This window comes from Proteus sp. fly-1089, from assembly GCF_040138965.1.
GTDB classification, from domain to species: domain Bacteria; phylum Pseudomonadota; class Gammaproteobacteria; order Enterobacterales; family Enterobacteriaceae; genus Proteus; species Proteus vulgaris_B.
Window position 1 is genome coordinate 52,540 of record NZ_JBEETS010000004.1, and the last position, 17,543, is coordinate 70,082.

A 17,543-nucleotide genomic window follows, 5' to 3' on the forward strand; every position below is an offset into this window, starting at 1 on the left:
AGCAGACGGAAACGAAATAACGTTGTGCTGTAAGATTTTTGATTAGAAAAGTGTTCTATGTTGTCATATAAATTAACGGTGATAAAATGCACTATCGTCAGTTTGAAGTGAGACTACCATGAAAAAGAATGAATTAATTCAAGCAACAAGACCAACTCGTACTCAACTTATTCGTTCGGTAGCAACCTCTACGGCGATTGAAACAGGGCAGGAGTCTCGTCGTATTGAAGAAGAAATGAAAGCAAAGCGTGAGAAGTTTGGGCATTTGAAACTTGCGATTTAGTTCGCTTTCAAGGCTTCGTTAACCCAATATTTCATGGGTTTATAGTTAAGGTTTAACCCTGCGTGGATTGCTGCGATATACTGCTCGGGGTGTTGAGTCCAACTTTCATAGTCTAACGGCTGGAAACCAGCTTGTACTGCCATCACATCTGCGAGTAAACGCGATAAGCGTCCATTTCCTTCTCTAAATGGATGTATCAGAATCAACTCCACATGTACCGTGGCAATAGCCTCTATGACTTGTTCTTGGCTCATATTGGTGCAAGGTGTGTACTTCGCTAGAAACTCTTTCTCGAATTGAGCAAGTAATTTTGCAACTCGACCCGCAGGGGCAAACATAAAGCCACCTTTGCTAATATTCACTGTACGTAATTGACCTGCCCACTCGTAAACATTTCCTAACCATTGGCGGTGCCAGCGCTGAATAAGTGATACCGTGATTTGTTCAGTTGGGAATTGCTCTTCAAAAATAACCTGATACAACTTTTCTAACAGAACAAGCTCAGCATCATTGATATCATCAACGTTTGAAAGCCCTAGCTTATTAGCTAGCACTTCTTCATCAGAACCATCAGCAAATTTTCCTTCGCTGTTAAACACATCGTATTTATTCATATAAGCGTGTTCTTGTGGTATGGGTATGAATTTTGTACGTTATAATGCTAAAAACATCAAATAAATAATAACTACCTATAAATCAACGGATTAATTAAGTATAGGTTAAATTATAGGTTTTGCTGAAAAATTAATAAATATCGTTATATTTCAACGCTAACACACCCATGCATCATTGGTGTGTGGGAGTCTAAATGTTGAATGTCAGTCATGTTGTTGTCTGTCTTAACGTATTGAATTTTGAGTTATTTGTGAAAATCTATTGTTACACTGAATGTTGCTTTATTTCACAAGCTTTGTTCGATCATATCACAAGGTTTCAGTCTGTTGTTTTAATGATACAAATATCTTTTTAGGCCAAAAGCGGAATAATTTTATTCACTATAATATCGTTGATTAACCGTTAATGGTAATCTGCACTTTTCTGAAAATTCATTATTTTTAATTTATTACATATTGATTTGAAAGATATTTAATTACATTAATAAACAAAATGGGATACCTTTACACAATAAATACGCAAATTAAAAAGCAAGGCAAATATTTAAATATTAAACATCAGAAAATCATCTCTTTTGCGGTACAACCCGCATAAAAAGAGTTTGTTAACTATTCTTTAAATTTTAATAGATGTAAAAAAGCTGAGTATATAAGAGTAATAGTGTATCTTATGGATAATTAAACAAAAAATAAATATAAAGAGTCACATTATGAGTCGTAAATTCTGATGAAAATGGTCGAATGGGACGATTATGGTGATTTGTTATTTTAAGTAAATCGCGTACAGAGTTAATTTAGTTGCCAGTTGAAACACTTATCCAGCAACATCAAGATGATTATTATCGAGTATTAGGTGAGACTGATAAACAGAATGATAGTACCTGTTTTATTAATTTTATATTAAAGCTTATTGCTCAAGTGTTAAAAGAGGGAATTGAGTATGGCTAATATAGGATATATATAAACGCTTAAAAAATATTTATAAAGATATAACAACGCAATTAAGTATATATACGTTATTAATTGTCTTAAAATACTCTTATAAAGAGTGTTGCTGTGATGTTTGAAATAAATGTAATAAATAATAGTCATTAATTATTAAACTCATTATAGTTTATAGCAAGTAAATTACTTAATAATATAATGAGGGATTATGAAAAAGAGCATATTAGCATCGATAATAAGTATTTTATTAATATCAGCAGTAGGTTGTGATAATTCAAATGAAAATTCGAATACAGGAACATCCTCGCAAGATAAAAATAAAACAGAGCAAACAACACAATCTAAGCCTGATTCAAAAAATACTCAATCTGATGAAGTTCAGTTTAGTCGGAAAATTGAAAAAGGTAATTTGTGGCTAGCAACGTTTAACGAAGATTTTGGCACCATTATACAGAAAAAAACGGGCAGAATTTCAGGTACAATTAACGTTAATCTTTTAGATAATACGAAAACAGTTTTAACAAGTTTAAGTTCTGATAATGGTGAAAGCATTGATTTAACACCTTTCAAAGTATTTGAAACAGAAACAGACCAAATAAAAAAAATGAAAGCGAGTAGTGCGATAATGCCTGTTAGGAGTGCTTTCTCTATGTATTTGAGTGTTTCAGGAGCAGAGCGAGCTAAAGAATCTTTTGAATTTATGAAAACGCTTTCCCCTACACTTCCAGAATTAGATGCTGTAGGTAATGCTTATGGTGAAAGTTATGTTGATTTATATGAAAAATTGCTAAAGCTTGGGGATTATCTGGTTGTAAAGGAGACTTATCGTTTAGATGATTTTGCACAAGCCAGTAATTTGTATGAAGACGTGAAAAATGCTTATGCCAAATTAATCGATGAGAAAGAAAAAGCTGCTGACGCATATGAAAACTATTATCAAGCAATGCATATTGAAGAGCTTGAATTAGTGAAAAAAGAAGGTTTGGTTGTTCGCTATCAAATTATGCAATCACTGGATACAGTAACCAACACACTTGATTCAATGAACCCAGATAAAATAGATGTGGCTACACTCTCTGCGGCAATTACCAAAATTGAAGCGCAATCAATTGAATTAGAAAAAATATTTGGTAATGAAGCGTTGCTGAATAAAGAAAATATGAAAGGTACTGATTATTCAGTTAAAAAGTATTTAGAATTATATCAACAACTTGTCATTGAGTTAAAAGTATTAGAGAAAAAACTCAATGAGAAGAAAGATATATCAAGTAGCATAAATACTATTTCAAATGAGTATAAATATTTGATAGAGAATTATAATTCTTTAATAGCGAAGTAATATTTACGCTGTAAAAATGTAAATCGCACTTTAATAGTGCGATTCTTCTCGCAAAATTTGTCTTTTATTCTGTATTTTATTAAACATAAAATGATTATTAGAAAAAGATGACTCAAACTAAAGTTCAGAAGAGTCTTGAAATAGAATTGAATGCTAGGAAAAAAATATTAAAAATGTAATCTGTCTTTATAGACTTATTTATTAATAAGTATTAATGCTTATTCACTTACAGCAACCCTATTTATTTCGATTTTGACTTAATTTTATTGATAAAAATAACATATTTTTATCAGGGCAATCTAGGACTACCTATATGGATGTATTGCGCTTTTTACTTAGTCTTCCGTTTAAACTGATCCGTTTATTTGGCTGGGTTATTGTTTTTTGTATTCGTCTTCTTGAGAAAATACTTAGCCCGTTTATAGGACAAATACAATGGAGTACACCTATATGGGTTAGTTTTGTTGCTCGGCATTTGAGAAATATTGAAAAGGGTATGGTGAACCACCCGAAAACGGTATTAGGTTCTATTATTTTTCTTCTAGTCATGTCATTTGGTAGTTACTACGGTTACCACAGTTATCTTAATCGCCCTGTTCCTATTGATGTTGCTCCCATTGTTGTACAAAAAGTTGATATAAAACTGACTGCCCCTGCGCCAATTAATTATGTCAGCGACAATCCTCAATCACAGAGAATAACGTTATCTTTTTCACGTTCTGCTGCACCTATTACACTTATTGATAAAGAAGTCACTGAAGGCGTGACATTAACGCCAGCTATTGAAGGGAATTGGCATTGGCAAAATGGTTCGACTCTTGTTTTTACAGCGAAAAAACCATTTGCAATGGGAAGCAAATATCAAATAGAACTTGATGAAGCTAAGTTATTAGCGCCCCAGTTTTCACTTAAATTAAAAAAATATGAATTTAAAACGCCTATTTTTGATTATCGTTTAGAAAATAGTGAGTTTTATCAAGATCCTCAAAATCCTGCTCAAAAGCATGCCATTATTAAAATTTCATTTAATGCCCCTGTTGATATTCAGAGCTTTGAAAAACGGCTTTCAATGAAATATGGCGATAATGAGAAGCTAAAATACGTTATTAATTATGATAATAAAAAATTAACGGCATGGGTTCATTCTGAACAGTTAGCGCTAAAAGATATTAGTAGCAAAGTGTTCCTTAAGATTGCACCAGGTGTTGCGAGTACAGTGACAGCAAACTCAACATCAAAAGAAAAAACCTATGGTGTGGACGTTCCAAGTTTATATAGCCTTAGTGTTTCCAATATAGAAAGTGAGCTTGTTGAGTCTGAAAATGGTAAAGATGCGCGTGTGCTTATTGTTTCTTTAAATGATGCGTTGAATGAGAAAGAGATAAAAAATGAAGTTAGTGCATGGTTATTACCTCAACACAATTTAGAAATACAAAATGCTGACCTTAACCAAGGTGAAGATGATTATTACGATTGGAATTTGAATGATGTTAGTAAAACTATTCTTGCTCAGTCAGAAAAATTAACACTTGAGATAAGTGATAATGAGCAAGAAAATCAGGCTACCTTTGCTTTTAAATATAATGCACCTGCTTATCGCTATCTATTGGTTAAAATCTCAAGTGGAATAACTTCTGTTGGAGGATACCAATTAAAAGAAGATCGTTATCAAATCGTCAGTGTCCCTGATTACCCACAAATGCTGAGTTTTGTATCTGAAGGTGCTTTACTTTCTATGACAGGAGATAAACGGATCACTGTTTCTGCTCGTAATCTTCCGGGGTTACAATTAGATATTAAGCGAGTTATTCCAAATCAGTTACAGCATATTGTTTCTTTTAAAGATAAATATTTTACTTCAACGAATTTTAACCGTCTGAATGATGAATATTTTACAGAGCATTTTACTTATCAAACAGCACTGAACAACGAAAATAAAGGTGAAACTCAATATAAGGGAATTGATTTAAGTCGCTATTTATCTGCTGATCCTAATGCTAAGCGTGGCATATTTTTATTAAAACTGACTTCTTGGGATCCGAATAAAGCATCAAGAACAGATGATGAAAACGAAGAGTATTATGAAGAGGGCGATGATGAAGTGGTTTCTGATGCTCGCTTTGTTGTTGTCACTGATTTAGGCATTATCGCGAAATCCTCGATTAACGGTTCAAGAGATGTTTTTGTACAATCTATTTATAGTGGTGAACCTGTTAGTAATGCGAAAGTCTCTGTCATTGCTAAAAATGGAACAACGTTACTTAGCAAAATAACTAATGCTGATGGACATGTTGCTTTTCCAACGCTTAAAGACTTTAGAAATGAACAAACTGCGGTTCTCTTTTTAGTTGAAAAAGAAGGGGATATTTCATTTTTACCGACAAATGCTTATTACGATAGACAATTAAACCTTTCTCGCTTTGATGTTTATGGCGATGATACGCCCAAAGATCCCCGCACTCTTGATAGTTTTCTTTTTTCTGATAGAGGTGTTTATAGGCCTGGTGAAACTTTCAATATAGGGCTAATTACACGGACATTTGACTGGAAAACGGCTATTGATGGAGTACCTCTACGTGTTGAAATTCGTGATCCTCGTAATACATTAATGTTAAATAAGTCCATGACATTAAACGAATTTGGTTTTAATGAATTGAGTTATACCACTTCAGAAAACTCGCCGACTGGAGATTGGAATATTTATCTTTACTTGGTGGGTAAGAATAACGAAGATGCCAGTTTATTAGGCAGTACGAGTATTGTCGTTAAAGAATTTGAACCTGACTTACTTAAAGTTGCACTTAATCTGAAACCTAATAGGCAACAAGGGTGGGTTAAACCTTCTGAATTAAAAGCATCAATTGACGTACAAAATTTATTTGGTACGCCTGCACAAAATAGACGTGTTGTGTCCAAATTAACGTTACGACCAATTTATCCTAATTTCTCACGCTATTCTGATTATCGTTTTTATGAAAACCGCCGTAATCACGATAGTTTTGAAACAGAGTTAGAAGAGACGACAACAAATGATGAAGGGATAGCTGATATTGATTTAGGGCTAGAGTCCTATGATGATGCAACTTATCAATTACAACTTATCTCTGAAGCTTTTGATGCAGGAAGTGGTCGCTCAGTCACTGCGGCGGCCCGTGTAATGGTATCTCCTCATGATTATCTCGTTGGGGTAAAAGCAGATGGAACACTTGACTATATCAATCAAAATGCACAACGTAATCTCAATTTTATCGCCATTGATCCAACATTAAAACAAGTTACTCAAGAGGCACTCACACTAGAACGTTATGAGCAAAAATACCTTTCTGTTTTAACTCGTCAAAATTCGGGTGTTTATAAATATCAGTCTAAATTAAAAGAAGTTTTTATTAATGAAGTCTCATTTTCTATTGATGAAAAAGGTAGCCACTTTTTATTAGAGACGCAAACACCAGGTAATTTTGTATTATTAGTCAAAAATAAAGCAGGTAATGTACTCAACCGTATCAATTATACGGTTGCAGGAAACGCGAATGTTACGCGATCCCTTGATCGCGAAGCTGAGCTACAACTTACTTTAAACAAAGACACATACAAAGCTGGTGAAGAAATAGAAATTGCCATTAATGCGCCTTATATCGGTAGTGGCATTATCACTATAGAAAAAGATAAGGTTTATCATTGGCAGTGGTTTACATCATCAACAACAAGTTCAGTACAAAAGATCCGTGTTCCAGATGATTTACAAGGTAATGGTTATATCAATGTCCAATTTGTTCGAGATATTAACTCTGACGAAATATTTATGAGTCCACTTAGCTATGGTGTTATACCGTTTAAAGTGAGTCGTGAAAATTTTCAAGCTAATATTGAATTGCAATCACCAGAGATTATCAAGCCAGGTGAGACTTTGCCGATCACCGTAAAAACAGAGATTCCGCAACAAGTTGCTGTATTTGCTGTTGACGAAGGCATTTTACAAGTTGCACGATATAAATTAAAAGATCCATTGGATTACTTCTTCCGTAAACGATCATTAGAAGTTGAAAGCACACAAATACTCGATCTTATCTTGCCTGAGTTTAGTAAAATGATGTCACTGACTTCGGCACCGGGTGGAGATGCAGGAGAAGGTGTTGATCTCTATTTAAATCCATTCAAACGTAAAAAAGAAGAACCTGTGGCCTATTGGTCTGGTATTACGGAAGTAGAGGGTGAAGCAGTCTTTAATTATAAAGTGCCTGAATATTTTAATGGCAAGATCCGCATAATGGCAGTATCTGTTACCCAAAGTCGTATAGGGAATGCACAACGTTATACTACAGTGCGTGATGATTTTGTATTAAGCCCACATATACCGACGACTGTCGCACCAAATGATGAATTTGATGTGACTTTGGGTATTGCAAATAATCTCACTGATCTTAATGGCGTTGAAACAAAACTAGATGTCATGATAACACCAGAGCCTCAATTAGAGGTGATAGGACAAAAGAGTTATCAATTGGAATTAGGCGAGAAAAAAGAAACGGTGGTTTCCTTTAGACTAAAAGCGAAATCGCAATTGGGTAATGGTGCTATCACTTTCTCAGTGAATACAGAAGGTAAAGTAACTCAACGGACGGTGGCTCTCTCTATTCGCCCAGCTTCAGCTTATCGGACTCAATCAAGCTTAGGACGCATGGATGGAAAAGAGCAGAGTGTCACGTATATTCGCCAAATGTATGATGAATATGCCAATAGAGATGCGCGTGTTTCTTACTCTCCTTTGGTGCTCAGTAGTGCATTAGCACAATACCTAGCTAATTATCCTTATAATTGTTCAGAGCAAATAACCAGTCAGGCAATACCGTTATTATTCCATCAACGTAATCCTGAAATGAAGGCTATCTATTCACAAGGTAAAATTCGTTCTCAACTTGAACAAACAATGGCGACATTACTCACTCGTCAAAATGGGCAAGGAGCAATAGGAACATGGCGCTCTACACCATCGACAGATCCCTTTGTCACCTTATATGTGGTTCAATTTTTACTAGAGGCACAAGAAGCAAATTACCCTGTATCTGATACGCTATTGCGATCATCCAATGAATATTTAACTAAGCTTGCCGTCAATGTAGGGTTAAATAATCAAGACGAACTTAGAATGCGTGCTTTTGCAGTCTATTTGTTAACGCGTCAAGGTAAAGTCACTACCAGTGAAATAGCTGCTATTCAAACGCGTATGCAAAAGAATTATCCAAAAACATGGCAGAGTGATTTAGGTGCTTTATATTTAGCAGCTTCTTATAAAATGTTGAAAATGGATAAACAAGCTGACGAGTTGTTAAAACCCACATGGCAAGAGCTAAGCAAGGCTTATAGTAAGGCGTGGTGGTCGAAAAACTATTTAGATCCACTGGTTTTAGACAGTACAAGATTGTATTTGATTGTGAAACATTTCCCTGAAAAAGTCGCTGATATTCCACCGCAGCTCTTAGAGAATATGGTATTGAGTTTTAAAGAAGAGCGCTATACCACACAATCATCAGCGATGAGTATTTTGGCGTTAGAGCATTACACTAAACAGATCCAAAACACCACAGCATCAGCACAACCATTAACTGTGAGTGCTAAAAAAGGTGAAAATCCGCCAATAGTGATCTCATCGATGACAAATGCAACTGCGATTGGCCAGTTTGGTGCAGGTATTAACGAAGTTTTGTTTAATAACCAAACAAATAATCCTGCTTGGTATGTTGTCACACAGTCTGGTTTTGATAGCGAGCAGCCTAAAGAAGCGTTTTCACAAGGATTAGAAATTTCTCGTGATTACGTGAATGAAAATGGTGAGTCTGTAAATAGTGCAATATTAGGCGAAAAGCTTTATGTACATATAAAAGTCAGAGCCAATGCAAAGCAGGGCGTTGATAATGTTGTGCTGGTGGACTTACTTCCGGGAGGATTTGAGGTTGTACAACAATCAATGGATGATGTTGATAACCCTGAAGTGGAATGGTTGTCACCAACCGGATCAAAAGGAACACGCTGGTCACCAGAATACAGTGATATTCGAGAAGATAGAGTCATTATTTATGGTACAGCTAGCCAACAGGTACAAGAATTCGTTTATCAAATTAAAGCGACTAATTCTGGGGTGTTTACAATACCGCCAGCATTTGCAGAAGCGATGTATGATAGAGAAATACAAGCATTAGCTGTTGGTAAAGGCGTTATGACTGTTAATAAACCGACGCAAAATAATGGCAATGTAAAATGAAATTAAATTGGGTTTCAAACGCCGGTTTTTGGTTATTTTAAAATGATCAGGAGTCGGCGTGTTTTACAAAATATTTTGATGGGTGGCTTCTTAGTCGCCCTCTTTTGTGTAGTGTTCCGATTATTTCCTCATCCCGCACTTTCAGAGGGTTTTTTATCTTCAACGGCTTATTATGATAGCAATGGAAACCTACTTCGCTTAACACTTGCTAATGATGAACGCTATCGATTATGGACAGATTTAGACGACATTTCGCCTTTAATGGTTGAGAGTGCCATGCGATATGAAGATCGCTGGTTTTATTATCATACAGGTTTTAACCCTTACAGTTTAATTCGTGGTTTTTTTGTCAGTTATATTTATGGTGAACGATTACAAGGTGGCTCTACTATTACAATGCAATTAGCGCGTATGCATTGGCAATTAAATACGCGAAATGTAGGGGGAAAACTGGTTCAAGTATTACGCGCTATCCAATTAGAACTCAGTTATTCAAAACATGATATTTTGGAAGCGTATTTTAACTATGCACCTTATGGGCGAAATATAGAGAGTGTTGGGGCAGCAAGCCTGATTTACTTTAATAAAAATCCTAAAGAATTAACATTACCCGAAGCGTTAACACTTGCCGTATTACCTCAATCACCCAGTTACCGGATAGAACCAAATACCGATGGTATTAGTCTCTCTTTAATGAAAACACGTAACCAGCTTTATGATTATTGGTTAAAAGATCACCCTAAAGATGCCAATTTATCTGCACTCTTCCAATTGCCTCTTCAGTTACGTCAACCAGAAAAAATGCCTTATATTGCCCCTCATTTAGTGGAACAAATAGAAAAACAAGAAAAATTTAATCCAAGAAAACCCACAACTATAGTGACAACGCTTGATCTTTCATTACAGAGATTAGTTGAAAAGCAGGTTGATGCCTTTATTGAGCGAAATAAACATCTTGGTGTTAAAAATGCTTCGGTGATCCTCGTTGATACGCGAGATATGGGGGTTAAAGCGTTAGTCGGTTCGGCAGATTATTATAATGTGGATATTCATGGGCAAGTTAATGGAACTAATGCCAAGCGTTCACCGGGTTCAACATTAAAGCCTTTTATCTATGCATTAGGATTAGAGCAAGGCATTTTACATCCCCGAACAATTTTAAAAGATGTACCCTCTACCTTTGGCAGTTATGCGCCAGAGAACTTTGACTTACGCTTTTTAGGGCCTATTTCTGCCACTCAAGCTCTCAATTATAGTCGAAATATTCCCGCGGTAGCTATTGCTTCACAATTGAAACAGCCTACGCTTTATCAGTTTTTACAAATGTCGGGTATCAGTAATATGGCCAGTGAAAAACATTATGGTTTATCGCTGGTGCTTGGAGGTGGCGAAATTACGGTACAAGAGTTAGCAAAGCTTTATGGAATATTAGCTAATCGGGGAGAGCTTAAACCATTAAGAATGCAAAGTACGGATACTATTGCTAAACCTATCCGATTGCTAAGTGAAGAGGCAAGCTTTATCACGCTAGATATGCTAGGGCAACATCGAAGACCCGATGATACTCTTGCTCAAAAATCTATGACTTTACCCATTTATTGGAAAACAGGCACCTCTTGGGGATTTCGTGATGCATGGAGTAGTGGGATCTTTGGCCCCTATGTTTTAGTGGTTTGGATCGGTAACTTTGATGGTAAAGGAAATAGCGCATTAATTGGCGCCGAAGCTGCTGCACCTCTATTTTTTAATATTATAGATAATATAGTTGCAGACTATCCGAAACTAAAAGAGCCTCGATTTAAACTGCCTGAAAATATTAAACAAGTCGATATTTGTTTGGCGAGTGGTAATTTACCTACACCATGGTGTCAACGTAAGGGTAAAACATGGTTTATTCCAGGAAAATCACCGATTAAAGTGGATACTATTTATCGGCCTCTAGCAATTGATAAAATAACGGGAGAGGTTGTCTGTCCACCGTATAATGAAGATCAGGTAAATATCGAAATTTTTGAATATTGGCCTTCTGATTTAGCCAAAGTATTTGCTCAAGCAGGGCTACCAAAGCGAACACCTCCTTCTACCGCTCATTGTAAAAATGGAGATATGGCCGTGGCAGGGACACCTCCTCGCATATTATCGCCATTACGAAATACAACCTATACCTTAAGACGAGCATCAGTACCAAATACGTCCATTGTATTTAATGCAACAGCAGATAATGACAGTAATATTATTTACTGGTTTGTTGATGATGCTTATTTGGGAAACAGTACCAATCAACGTTCAATAGAGTGGCAGCCAAAAGAAAGTGGCCGTTACCGCATACGTGCCGTTGATGATAAAGGACGAGCAGACACTCGTAATATTCGAGTTGATATTATTGGTGTGATGAGAACACAAGTGGCAGAGGTAGATTAATATTAGTGTTAAAAACCACTGATTTTACTTAATGATTGTCTTGAAATTTTAATATTAATTTCTATCGTGATCTTATTCTAACTATTATAACTCGATATTGTTGCAAGATAATTATTAGGTAAAATATTGAAAAATATTTAATCTTGTCAGCAAGGAAGAAATAATCAGCATGAAAACTCGAATTCTAAAATTAGCATTATTAGGCGCATTAACGTTACCTTTAGTTGGGTGTGGTGATGGAACACCTAATTGTGATAGCACTGAAGCAAAGAACTTAGTGGTCGATATTACGAAAGATGAATTACGTGATCAAAAAATGGCCGCAGTGATAGATCAAATTAAGATAAAAGTGGAAAGCGTACGTACTCGTGAACATGACGAAAAAAGAGATACTTATTCGTGTGCAGCTGAACTTTCTTTTGAAGGTAAAGGCGGTAAGAACTCGATTCCAATTACTTATACCATCGAAAGTACGGATGATGGCAAAGAATTTTACGTCAATGTATTTGGTTTATAATTGATTCAGATAAAAAACCATCGTTATGATGGTTTTTTATCTTAAGAGGGCATATGACTGATTTTAATAAACAGGAAGATTTTTGTGATGAATCGGTAAAAAAGAAATACTCAGCCATTATAAATTTAGCAAGAAATACAGCTCTAAAACATGATGAATTAGAAGATAATCTTTTATGCTCTACTAACTTAGTTGATGTGCTTAATATTAATGAAAATAAACATAGTATTATTTTAAAGAAAATATTAAATAATAAAAAAGATAACGAATATAAATTTATTCCTTCTTTTTTAAAACGGGTTTTAAAGAAAGAAATTATCTTTAATTATAAAGAATTAAAAATTAAAACAGAAATTAATAGAGTTGATATTAGTATTGAAGATGGATTTAATGCAATTATAATAGAAAGTAAAGTTTGTAATGCACCAGATCAAGAACGACAATTAGAAAGATATATTGAGAAGTTTATCTCTAATGGGTATCAAGAAGAGAAGATTTTTATTTTATATTTAACGGGGAATAAAAAAGAAAGTTATCGACCTGAGAGTCTTGGTAAGTATAAAGAAAGTAATAAGGTTTATTTTAAACTTTCTTCATTCGAAAGTGAAATATTAACGTGGTTAGAAAAGGATGTTTATCCTCATATAAATAAAAATAATAAAGCTTTTGATTCTTTTGTTTATCAATATAAAGATAGTTTGAAAATTAATTTTCTAAATAAGCATGAAGAAGAAAAAAATAAAATGAATGATAAAATAAATGACTATATTCTTAATGAAATAAATGTGTCTAAAAATTACATTGATGACGGCATTGATGAGATAAAAAAAATCATTAATGATACAGAATTATTAAGAAAAAATTTAAATGCTCTCTTAATAAGAGAAGTAGAGAGAGCTTTTACTTTATGGGGTAATAAAATAAAAAAGGATTATCCTCAGTTAGAGTTTTCAGATGATAACTGCGAAATAAATGAAAAGTATGTAGGTGTTTTAATCAATTATAACAAAAATAAATTTTCTGTTGCTATCGAAAAAGATAGCTCGAATATTTATATTGGTGTAAAAGTTCATTCTTATAAAGAACCAGGGCTTAATGAAGAAATAGCTGAATTATTAAATAACGTATTTGATACCTCTTATAAAATAGGAGTAAATTATTGGTATGGATGGAAATATATCAATAATTATGGTCAGGTTTACTCTAATTTTGAATTATTATTGGACAAGATAAATCAAGAGATAGAACTGCTATCTGAGAATAAAAAGTAGATATATAAATACTAACCCTATATATCTACCTGTAATAAATTACGCTAGATCATCCAGAAACTCGGGTGATGGAACAAAGAATAATGTACCTGTTATAGGAGTGCTGAATTTAAGTAATTTATCAGTATGACCTTCAGGTGTGCCTGCAAACATATTTTCTAACATGCGACGGGTTGTTGAAAAATAACGTGCATAACCAATAAAATAAGTACCATATTCATTTTTTGATGGATTGGAAAAAGGCATATTGGCTCTGACAATTTTTAAATCATCACCATTTTCATCTTGAATATTGGTGACAACATTATGAGAACCGGGCTCTTTTTCTTCATCGGTTAATTCAACATCATTGAATTTATGTCTACCAATGACTTTTTCTTGTTCGATAAGAGACTGCTTTTCCCATGCTTCCATATCGTGAATATACTTTTGTACAAAGGCGTAGCTACCTCCTGTAAACTCAGGATCTTCATCACCAACAACAGCATAAGAAGCACGTTCATCTTCATATTCAGGGTTTTCAGTTCCATCGACAAAACCAATAATAGAACGCCCATCAAAATATCTAAATCCATGCACTTCATCGACAGGTGTAACAATATTCTTTAGCTTTTGGCTGATGATAGAAGCTAATTCGTAACAGGCAGAAACTTTGAGCGCTCGAATATGGAAAAAAAGATCGCCCGAAGTAGAAACCGCAGTATAAGTATCACCTTTAATTTCTTTAAAGGTATTTAGCTCTTTGGGTTTTGCTTGATTGGGGAATAATGTAGCCCATGCATTTGCACCAAAGCCCATTACACAGCTTGTTTCCAATTCAGGAAAACGAGTTCTCATACTACGTATTAGACCAGAAAAATTATTACAAAGATCGATCAGAATTTCGCGGTTTTCAGGTGAGTGGATGAGGTTAAAAACTAAAAAATAGGCATTCTCACAGGGTGATTTCGTAACATCTTGGTATTTCATGGTGATCCCTAAATGACGAATAATAATTAAGTCATATTTACAAAATATTGTTTTTTAGTTTTACACCAAAACTCTCCCTATTACAAAGAAAGAGAGAGGTTTTTGTCCTGATTTTTATAAAAAAAGAATGGAAGGCTATGTTATTCTTTTTATTTTGTAGCATATTAATGTGATGTGTTAATTAATACTTTCATGACTACGATAAATTAAAGATAAATGAGGATGTTGCCATAAACTTGCTGGAGTGACGGTTGTTCTTTCCCAAGGAATTTGCCCAATAAACCATAATTTCCAAAATTGTAATTTAGCATTAGGATTTTTACTTAATAATTCTTGGAAGGTTTCGATTTCACCTACACGAATAGAAAGCGCTGATTTATAAATATCGAAAACAAATTTAGAGCAAAATTGACGGGAAGAATCGTATTTGAATCCTGTATGGTAAAGCTTATTTAATCTTTCTGGGACTTGTGCGATAAGTGCATTTTTTTGTTCATCGGATAATTGTGTTGATAAACGGCGTATTGCATAGCGTTTACCAGATGAACGATTAATAAAGCGAGTTAATGTCGTTGTTGTTGAGAGTGGAACACGACTTTCTGCTACTAAATAATCTTTACCATTATGGCCAATAATAATGCCAACATGATTGCTCCAGCATAAAGAAGCGGAGGAAATTTGACGAAATAAAGAGGTACCAATACATGTAAATACGATATCACCAACTTCTAATTCTTGCGGATAATCAAGTTTTATCATCATTATATTACCTATTAAATAGAAGCATAATTATCATTCTTTGACTCTAATAAATAGATATGGTTTCTATTTTATAACTCAATGACTTTAAAATAAAAAGTAGACTGCAACTTAATAAAACCTTAATTTTAAGAACAATATAATTTTTTATTGATAATAAGATGCTTAATTTAGAATATTTTAAAAAACATTGTGATTAATCCAATTGTTCATCTGGAATATCATATTTTACGACAACACTATTTTTATAAAGTAATTCAGATTTCAGTAACTTAGGGAAAGCGCCTACATTATTCTTAGTATAAATATCTCGCCAAATTTCATTGCAACGATACACATGCTCTCCTTTTTTAATAAAAGCAGAGGATTTTTCGTAGATATGATAGCGATACTCCCTCGCTTTGTTACAGAGCAATTCTCCTTCTAGTTGATGCTCTGCTACATGTAATTTAATTTGATAATCATAAGGTGTTGGATTATATAAAACTAAATCCACATAATTATAGAAAATAGCAGCGCCAGATCCAAAAGGAAGGACTCTTCCCTCATCAGGAAAAGGATCAAAACTATGATTAGCTTTTTCAATCACTTTTAACTCAGAATGTAGTGCTAGCCAATGAATTAAATTACTTGCCTGACAAATTCCGCCGCCGACACCTTTTCTAGCCTTACCGTAAGAAAGTTGCATGCCATCAATAAAGCCTCGTTTATAACTAGGTTTTCCAACTAGATAGCAAAAAGAGAAATACTCACCAGGATGGATAATGATGCCATCAAGTGCTTTTTCAACTAATTTAAGATTTGTAATTTTATTGTATTGTAATTGAATATCACTTTCGCCACGGCGACTAATTAATTTAGATGTGTGTTTTAGATAACGGTATAAAAGTCGTTGTTCTGGTTGAATATCTCTACTATATTTTCGGCCTGAAAATCGCCAGCTTAGCGAACGAAACAAACGACGTTGCGCCACTCTCAAAGTATAAAGAATAGGGTGATAGGATGAGAGTGTTTTACGCATAAAATCCTTTTAAACGATATTAGAGAAAGGTAGAGAATAGGGAATGTATCATAACGATTTAGCCGAGATATTGATACGCGAATATCCCTAAAATAAGGTAACTAAGAGATTAGATAATCAATTTACTGATTGATATCTTTAGTTAAAATCTGAGCTTGAGATTGTAAGACTGATAAGAAGTTCTTAGTAGCAGGAGAGATATACTTTTCTTTATGATGAAAATAACGAATGCCCCGACTAAATTGAATATCATCAAAAGAAATCTCACATAAAAGGCCTGATTTTAATTCTTGTAAAATAGATAAGCGAGATAAAACGGAAACTCCTAATCCATGAATAACACCTTGCTTGATCCCCTCTAAACTATTTATTTCCATTACATTTTTGATCTCTTTATTATTTTCTTTGATTCTGTCTAATAAAAAATCACGTGTGGCAGAGTGCTCTGGCTTGATCAGAAAAACTTCAGATGCAATATCAGAAAATCTGCAATGTTTCTTTTTGGCTAACCAATGTTTTGGAGAACAAATCAGCACGAGAGGATCGATAAGAAACGTATCAAGGTGATATTCAGTCGGATCTAAATAGATATGATCTGACATGATTAAAAACTCTAATTCTTGGGTATCAAGTTTATGGATAAGTTGTGTTGAACTTGAAATATCCATGCTGAGTTTTACGTCAGGATACTGTTCTCTAAATTGAGCCATAATTTGTGGCAACAGGTAAACACCAACAAAATGGCTAGCGCCAAACTTAATTTCGCCTTTAGAGGGATCATCAAATTGTCGCATATGCTCGGAAGAGGATTTTACTAAATTAATAATTTGAGTTGCATATTGTTGATATACCTTACCTTGAGGCGTTAAATAAAGTCGATTATTGATCCTTTCAAACAATGTTGTTTGTAATTCTTCTTCCAATTTTCGAATTTTTATACTGACACTAGGCTGAGTGCAAAATAGGCGCTCCGCAGTTTCAGTCACATTAAAACCGTTAGCAAGTAATAGAAAGGCATCTAATTGGCTTAAGTTCATATCAATACCATAAATTATTTTTATAGTGATAATATATTAATACAATTATCTTTATACCTCAATATTTCTATACTGGACTTCCTACCCTACATATTAAGAGGAACCGGT

12 protein-coding genes are annotated in these 17,543 nt (G+C 34.2%); 7 read left to right on the forward strand and 5 right to left on the reverse strand.

What is annotated here, in order from left to right:
• Window positions 1-118: 118 nt before the first annotated feature.
• Window positions 119-283 (forward strand): hypothetical protein, encoded by a 165-nt coding sequence (locus ABN080_RS10690; RefSeq protein ID WP_349441000.1) that lies wholly within the window; start codon window positions 119-121, stop codon window positions 281-283.
• On the opposite strand, the gene ABN080_RS10695 is transcribed toward ABN080_RS10690, so the two are convergent.
• Window positions 280-897: a Fic/DOC family protein gene (locus tag ABN080_RS10695; protein ID WP_349441001.1), complete on the reverse strand. Its 618-nt coding sequence runs from the start codon at window positions 895-897 to the stop codon at window positions 280-282. The genes ABN080_RS10690 and ABN080_RS10695 overlap by 4 nt on opposite strands.
• Window positions 898-1,695: 798 nt before the next feature.
• On the opposite strand from ABN080_RS10695, the gene ABN080_RS10700 reads away from it, so the two are divergent.
• The 6 genes from ABN080_RS10700 (at window position 1,696) to ABN080_RS10725 (ending at window position 13,649) form a co-directional block, all read left to right on the forward strand.
• Window positions 1,696-1,845: a hypothetical protein gene (locus tag ABN080_RS10700; protein WP_349441002.1), complete on the forward strand. Its 150-nt coding sequence runs from the start codon at window positions 1,696-1,698 to the stop codon at window positions 1,843-1,845.
• Window positions 1,846-2,050: 205 nt separating this feature from the next.
• Window positions 2,051-3,181 carry a YiiG family protein gene (locus ABN080_RS10705; RefSeq protein ID WP_349441003.1) on the forward strand — a complete coding sequence of 377 codons (1,131 nt, stop codon included), beginning with the start codon at window positions 2,051-2,053 and terminating at the stop codon, window positions 3,179-3,181.
• Window positions 3,182-3,494: 313 nt separating this feature from the next.
• Window positions 3,495-9,440 carry an alpha-2-macroglobulin family protein gene (locus ABN080_RS10710; protein WP_349441004.1) on the forward strand — a complete coding sequence of 1,982 codons (5,946 nt, stop codon included), beginning with the start codon at window positions 3,495-3,497 and terminating at the stop codon, window positions 9,438-9,440.
• Between the two features lie 42 nt (window positions 9,441-9,482).
• Complete coding sequence (gene pbpC / locus ABN080_RS10715; RefSeq protein WP_349441005.1) at window positions 9,483-11,861, forward strand: penicillin-binding protein 1C; 2,379 nt, start codon at window positions 9,483-9,485, stop codon at window positions 11,859-11,861.
• Between the two features lie 169 nt (window positions 11,862-12,030).
• Window positions 12,031-12,378, forward strand: a complete 348-nt coding sequence (locus ABN080_RS10720; protein WP_072070169.1) for a hypothetical protein — start codon at window positions 12,031-12,033, stop codon at window positions 12,376-12,378.
• Window positions 12,379-12,431: 53 nt separating this feature from the next.
• Window positions 12,432-13,649: a PDDEXK-like family protein gene (locus ABN080_RS10725; RefSeq protein WP_349441006.1), complete on the forward strand. Its 1,218-nt coding sequence runs from the start codon at window positions 12,432-12,434 to the stop codon at window positions 13,647-13,649.
• Window positions 13,650-13,688: 39 nt separating this feature from the next.
• On the opposite strand, the gene ABN080_RS10730 is transcribed toward ABN080_RS10725, so the two are convergent.
• The 4 genes from ABN080_RS10730 to ABN080_RS10745 all read right to left on the reverse strand — a co-directional run bounded on the left by ABN080_RS10730 (window position 13,689) and on the right by ABN080_RS10745 (window position 17,435).
• Window positions 13,689-14,618, reverse strand: a complete 930-nt coding sequence (locus ABN080_RS10730) for a Dyp-type peroxidase (RefSeq protein ID WP_349441007.1) — start codon at window positions 14,616-14,618, stop codon at window positions 13,689-13,691.
• Window positions 14,619-14,795: 177 nt separating this feature from the next.
• Window positions 14,796-15,377: a YebB family permuted papain-like enzyme gene (locus ABN080_RS10735; RefSeq protein WP_349441151.1), complete on the reverse strand. Its 582-nt coding sequence runs from the start codon at window positions 15,375-15,377 to the stop codon at window positions 14,796-14,798.
• Between the two features lie 196 nt (window positions 15,378-15,573).
• Window positions 15,574-16,398 (reverse strand): VanW family protein, encoded by an 825-nt coding sequence (locus tag ABN080_RS10740; RefSeq protein ID WP_349441008.1) that lies wholly within the window; start codon window positions 16,396-16,398, stop codon window positions 15,574-15,576.
• A 122-nt stretch (window positions 16,399-16,520) separates the two neighbouring features.
• Window positions 16,521-17,435 (reverse strand): LysR family transcriptional regulator, encoded by a 915-nt coding sequence (locus ABN080_RS10745; RefSeq protein ID WP_349441009.1) that lies wholly within the window; start codon window positions 17,433-17,435, stop codon window positions 16,521-16,523.
• Window positions 17,436-17,543 lie beyond the last annotated feature (108 nt).

What these genes read in the sequence shown, in the direction of transcription:
- ABN080_RS10690 (WP_349441000.1), top strand. Translation starts at nt 119, where the DNA reads ATGAAAAAGAATGAATTAATTCAAGCAACAAGACCAACTCGTACTCAA.
- ABN080_RS10695 (WP_349441001.1), bottom strand. Translation starts at nt 897, where the DNA reads ATGAATAAATACGATGTGTTTAACAGCGAAGGAAAATTTGCTGATGGT.
- ABN080_RS10705 (WP_349441003.1), top strand. Translation starts at nt 2,051, where the DNA reads ATGAAAAAGAGCATATTAGCATCGATAATAAGTATTTTATTAATATCA.
- ABN080_RS10710 (WP_349441004.1), top strand. Translation starts at nt 3,495, where the DNA reads ATGGATGTATTGCGCTTTTTACTTAGTCTTCCGTTTAAACTGATCCGT.
- pbpC (WP_349441005.1), top strand. Translation starts at nt 9,483, where the DNA reads ATGATCAGGAGTCGGCGTGTTTTACAAAATATTTTGATGGGTGGCTTC.
- ABN080_RS10720 (WP_072070169.1), top strand. Translation starts at nt 12,031, where the DNA reads ATGAAAACTCGAATTCTAAAATTAGCATTATTAGGCGCATTAACGTTA.
- ABN080_RS10725 (WP_349441006.1), top strand. Translation starts at nt 12,432, where the DNA reads ATGACTGATTTTAATAAACAGGAAGATTTTTGTGATGAATCGGTAAAA.
- ABN080_RS10730 (WP_349441007.1), bottom strand. Translation starts at nt 14,618, where the DNA reads ATGAAATACCAAGATGTTACGAAATCACCCTGTGAGAATGCCTATTTT.
- ABN080_RS10735 (WP_349441151.1), bottom strand. Translation starts at nt 15,377, where the DNA reads ATGATAAAACTTGATTATCCGCAAGAATTAGAAGTTGGTGATATCGTA.
- ABN080_RS10740 (WP_349441008.1), bottom strand. Translation starts at nt 16,398, where the DNA reads ATGCGTAAAACACTCTCATCCTATCACCCTATTCTTTATACTTTGAGA.
- ABN080_RS10745 (WP_349441009.1), bottom strand. Translation starts at nt 17,435, where the DNA reads ATGAACTTAAGCCAATTAGATGCCTTTCTATTACTTGCTAACGGTTTT.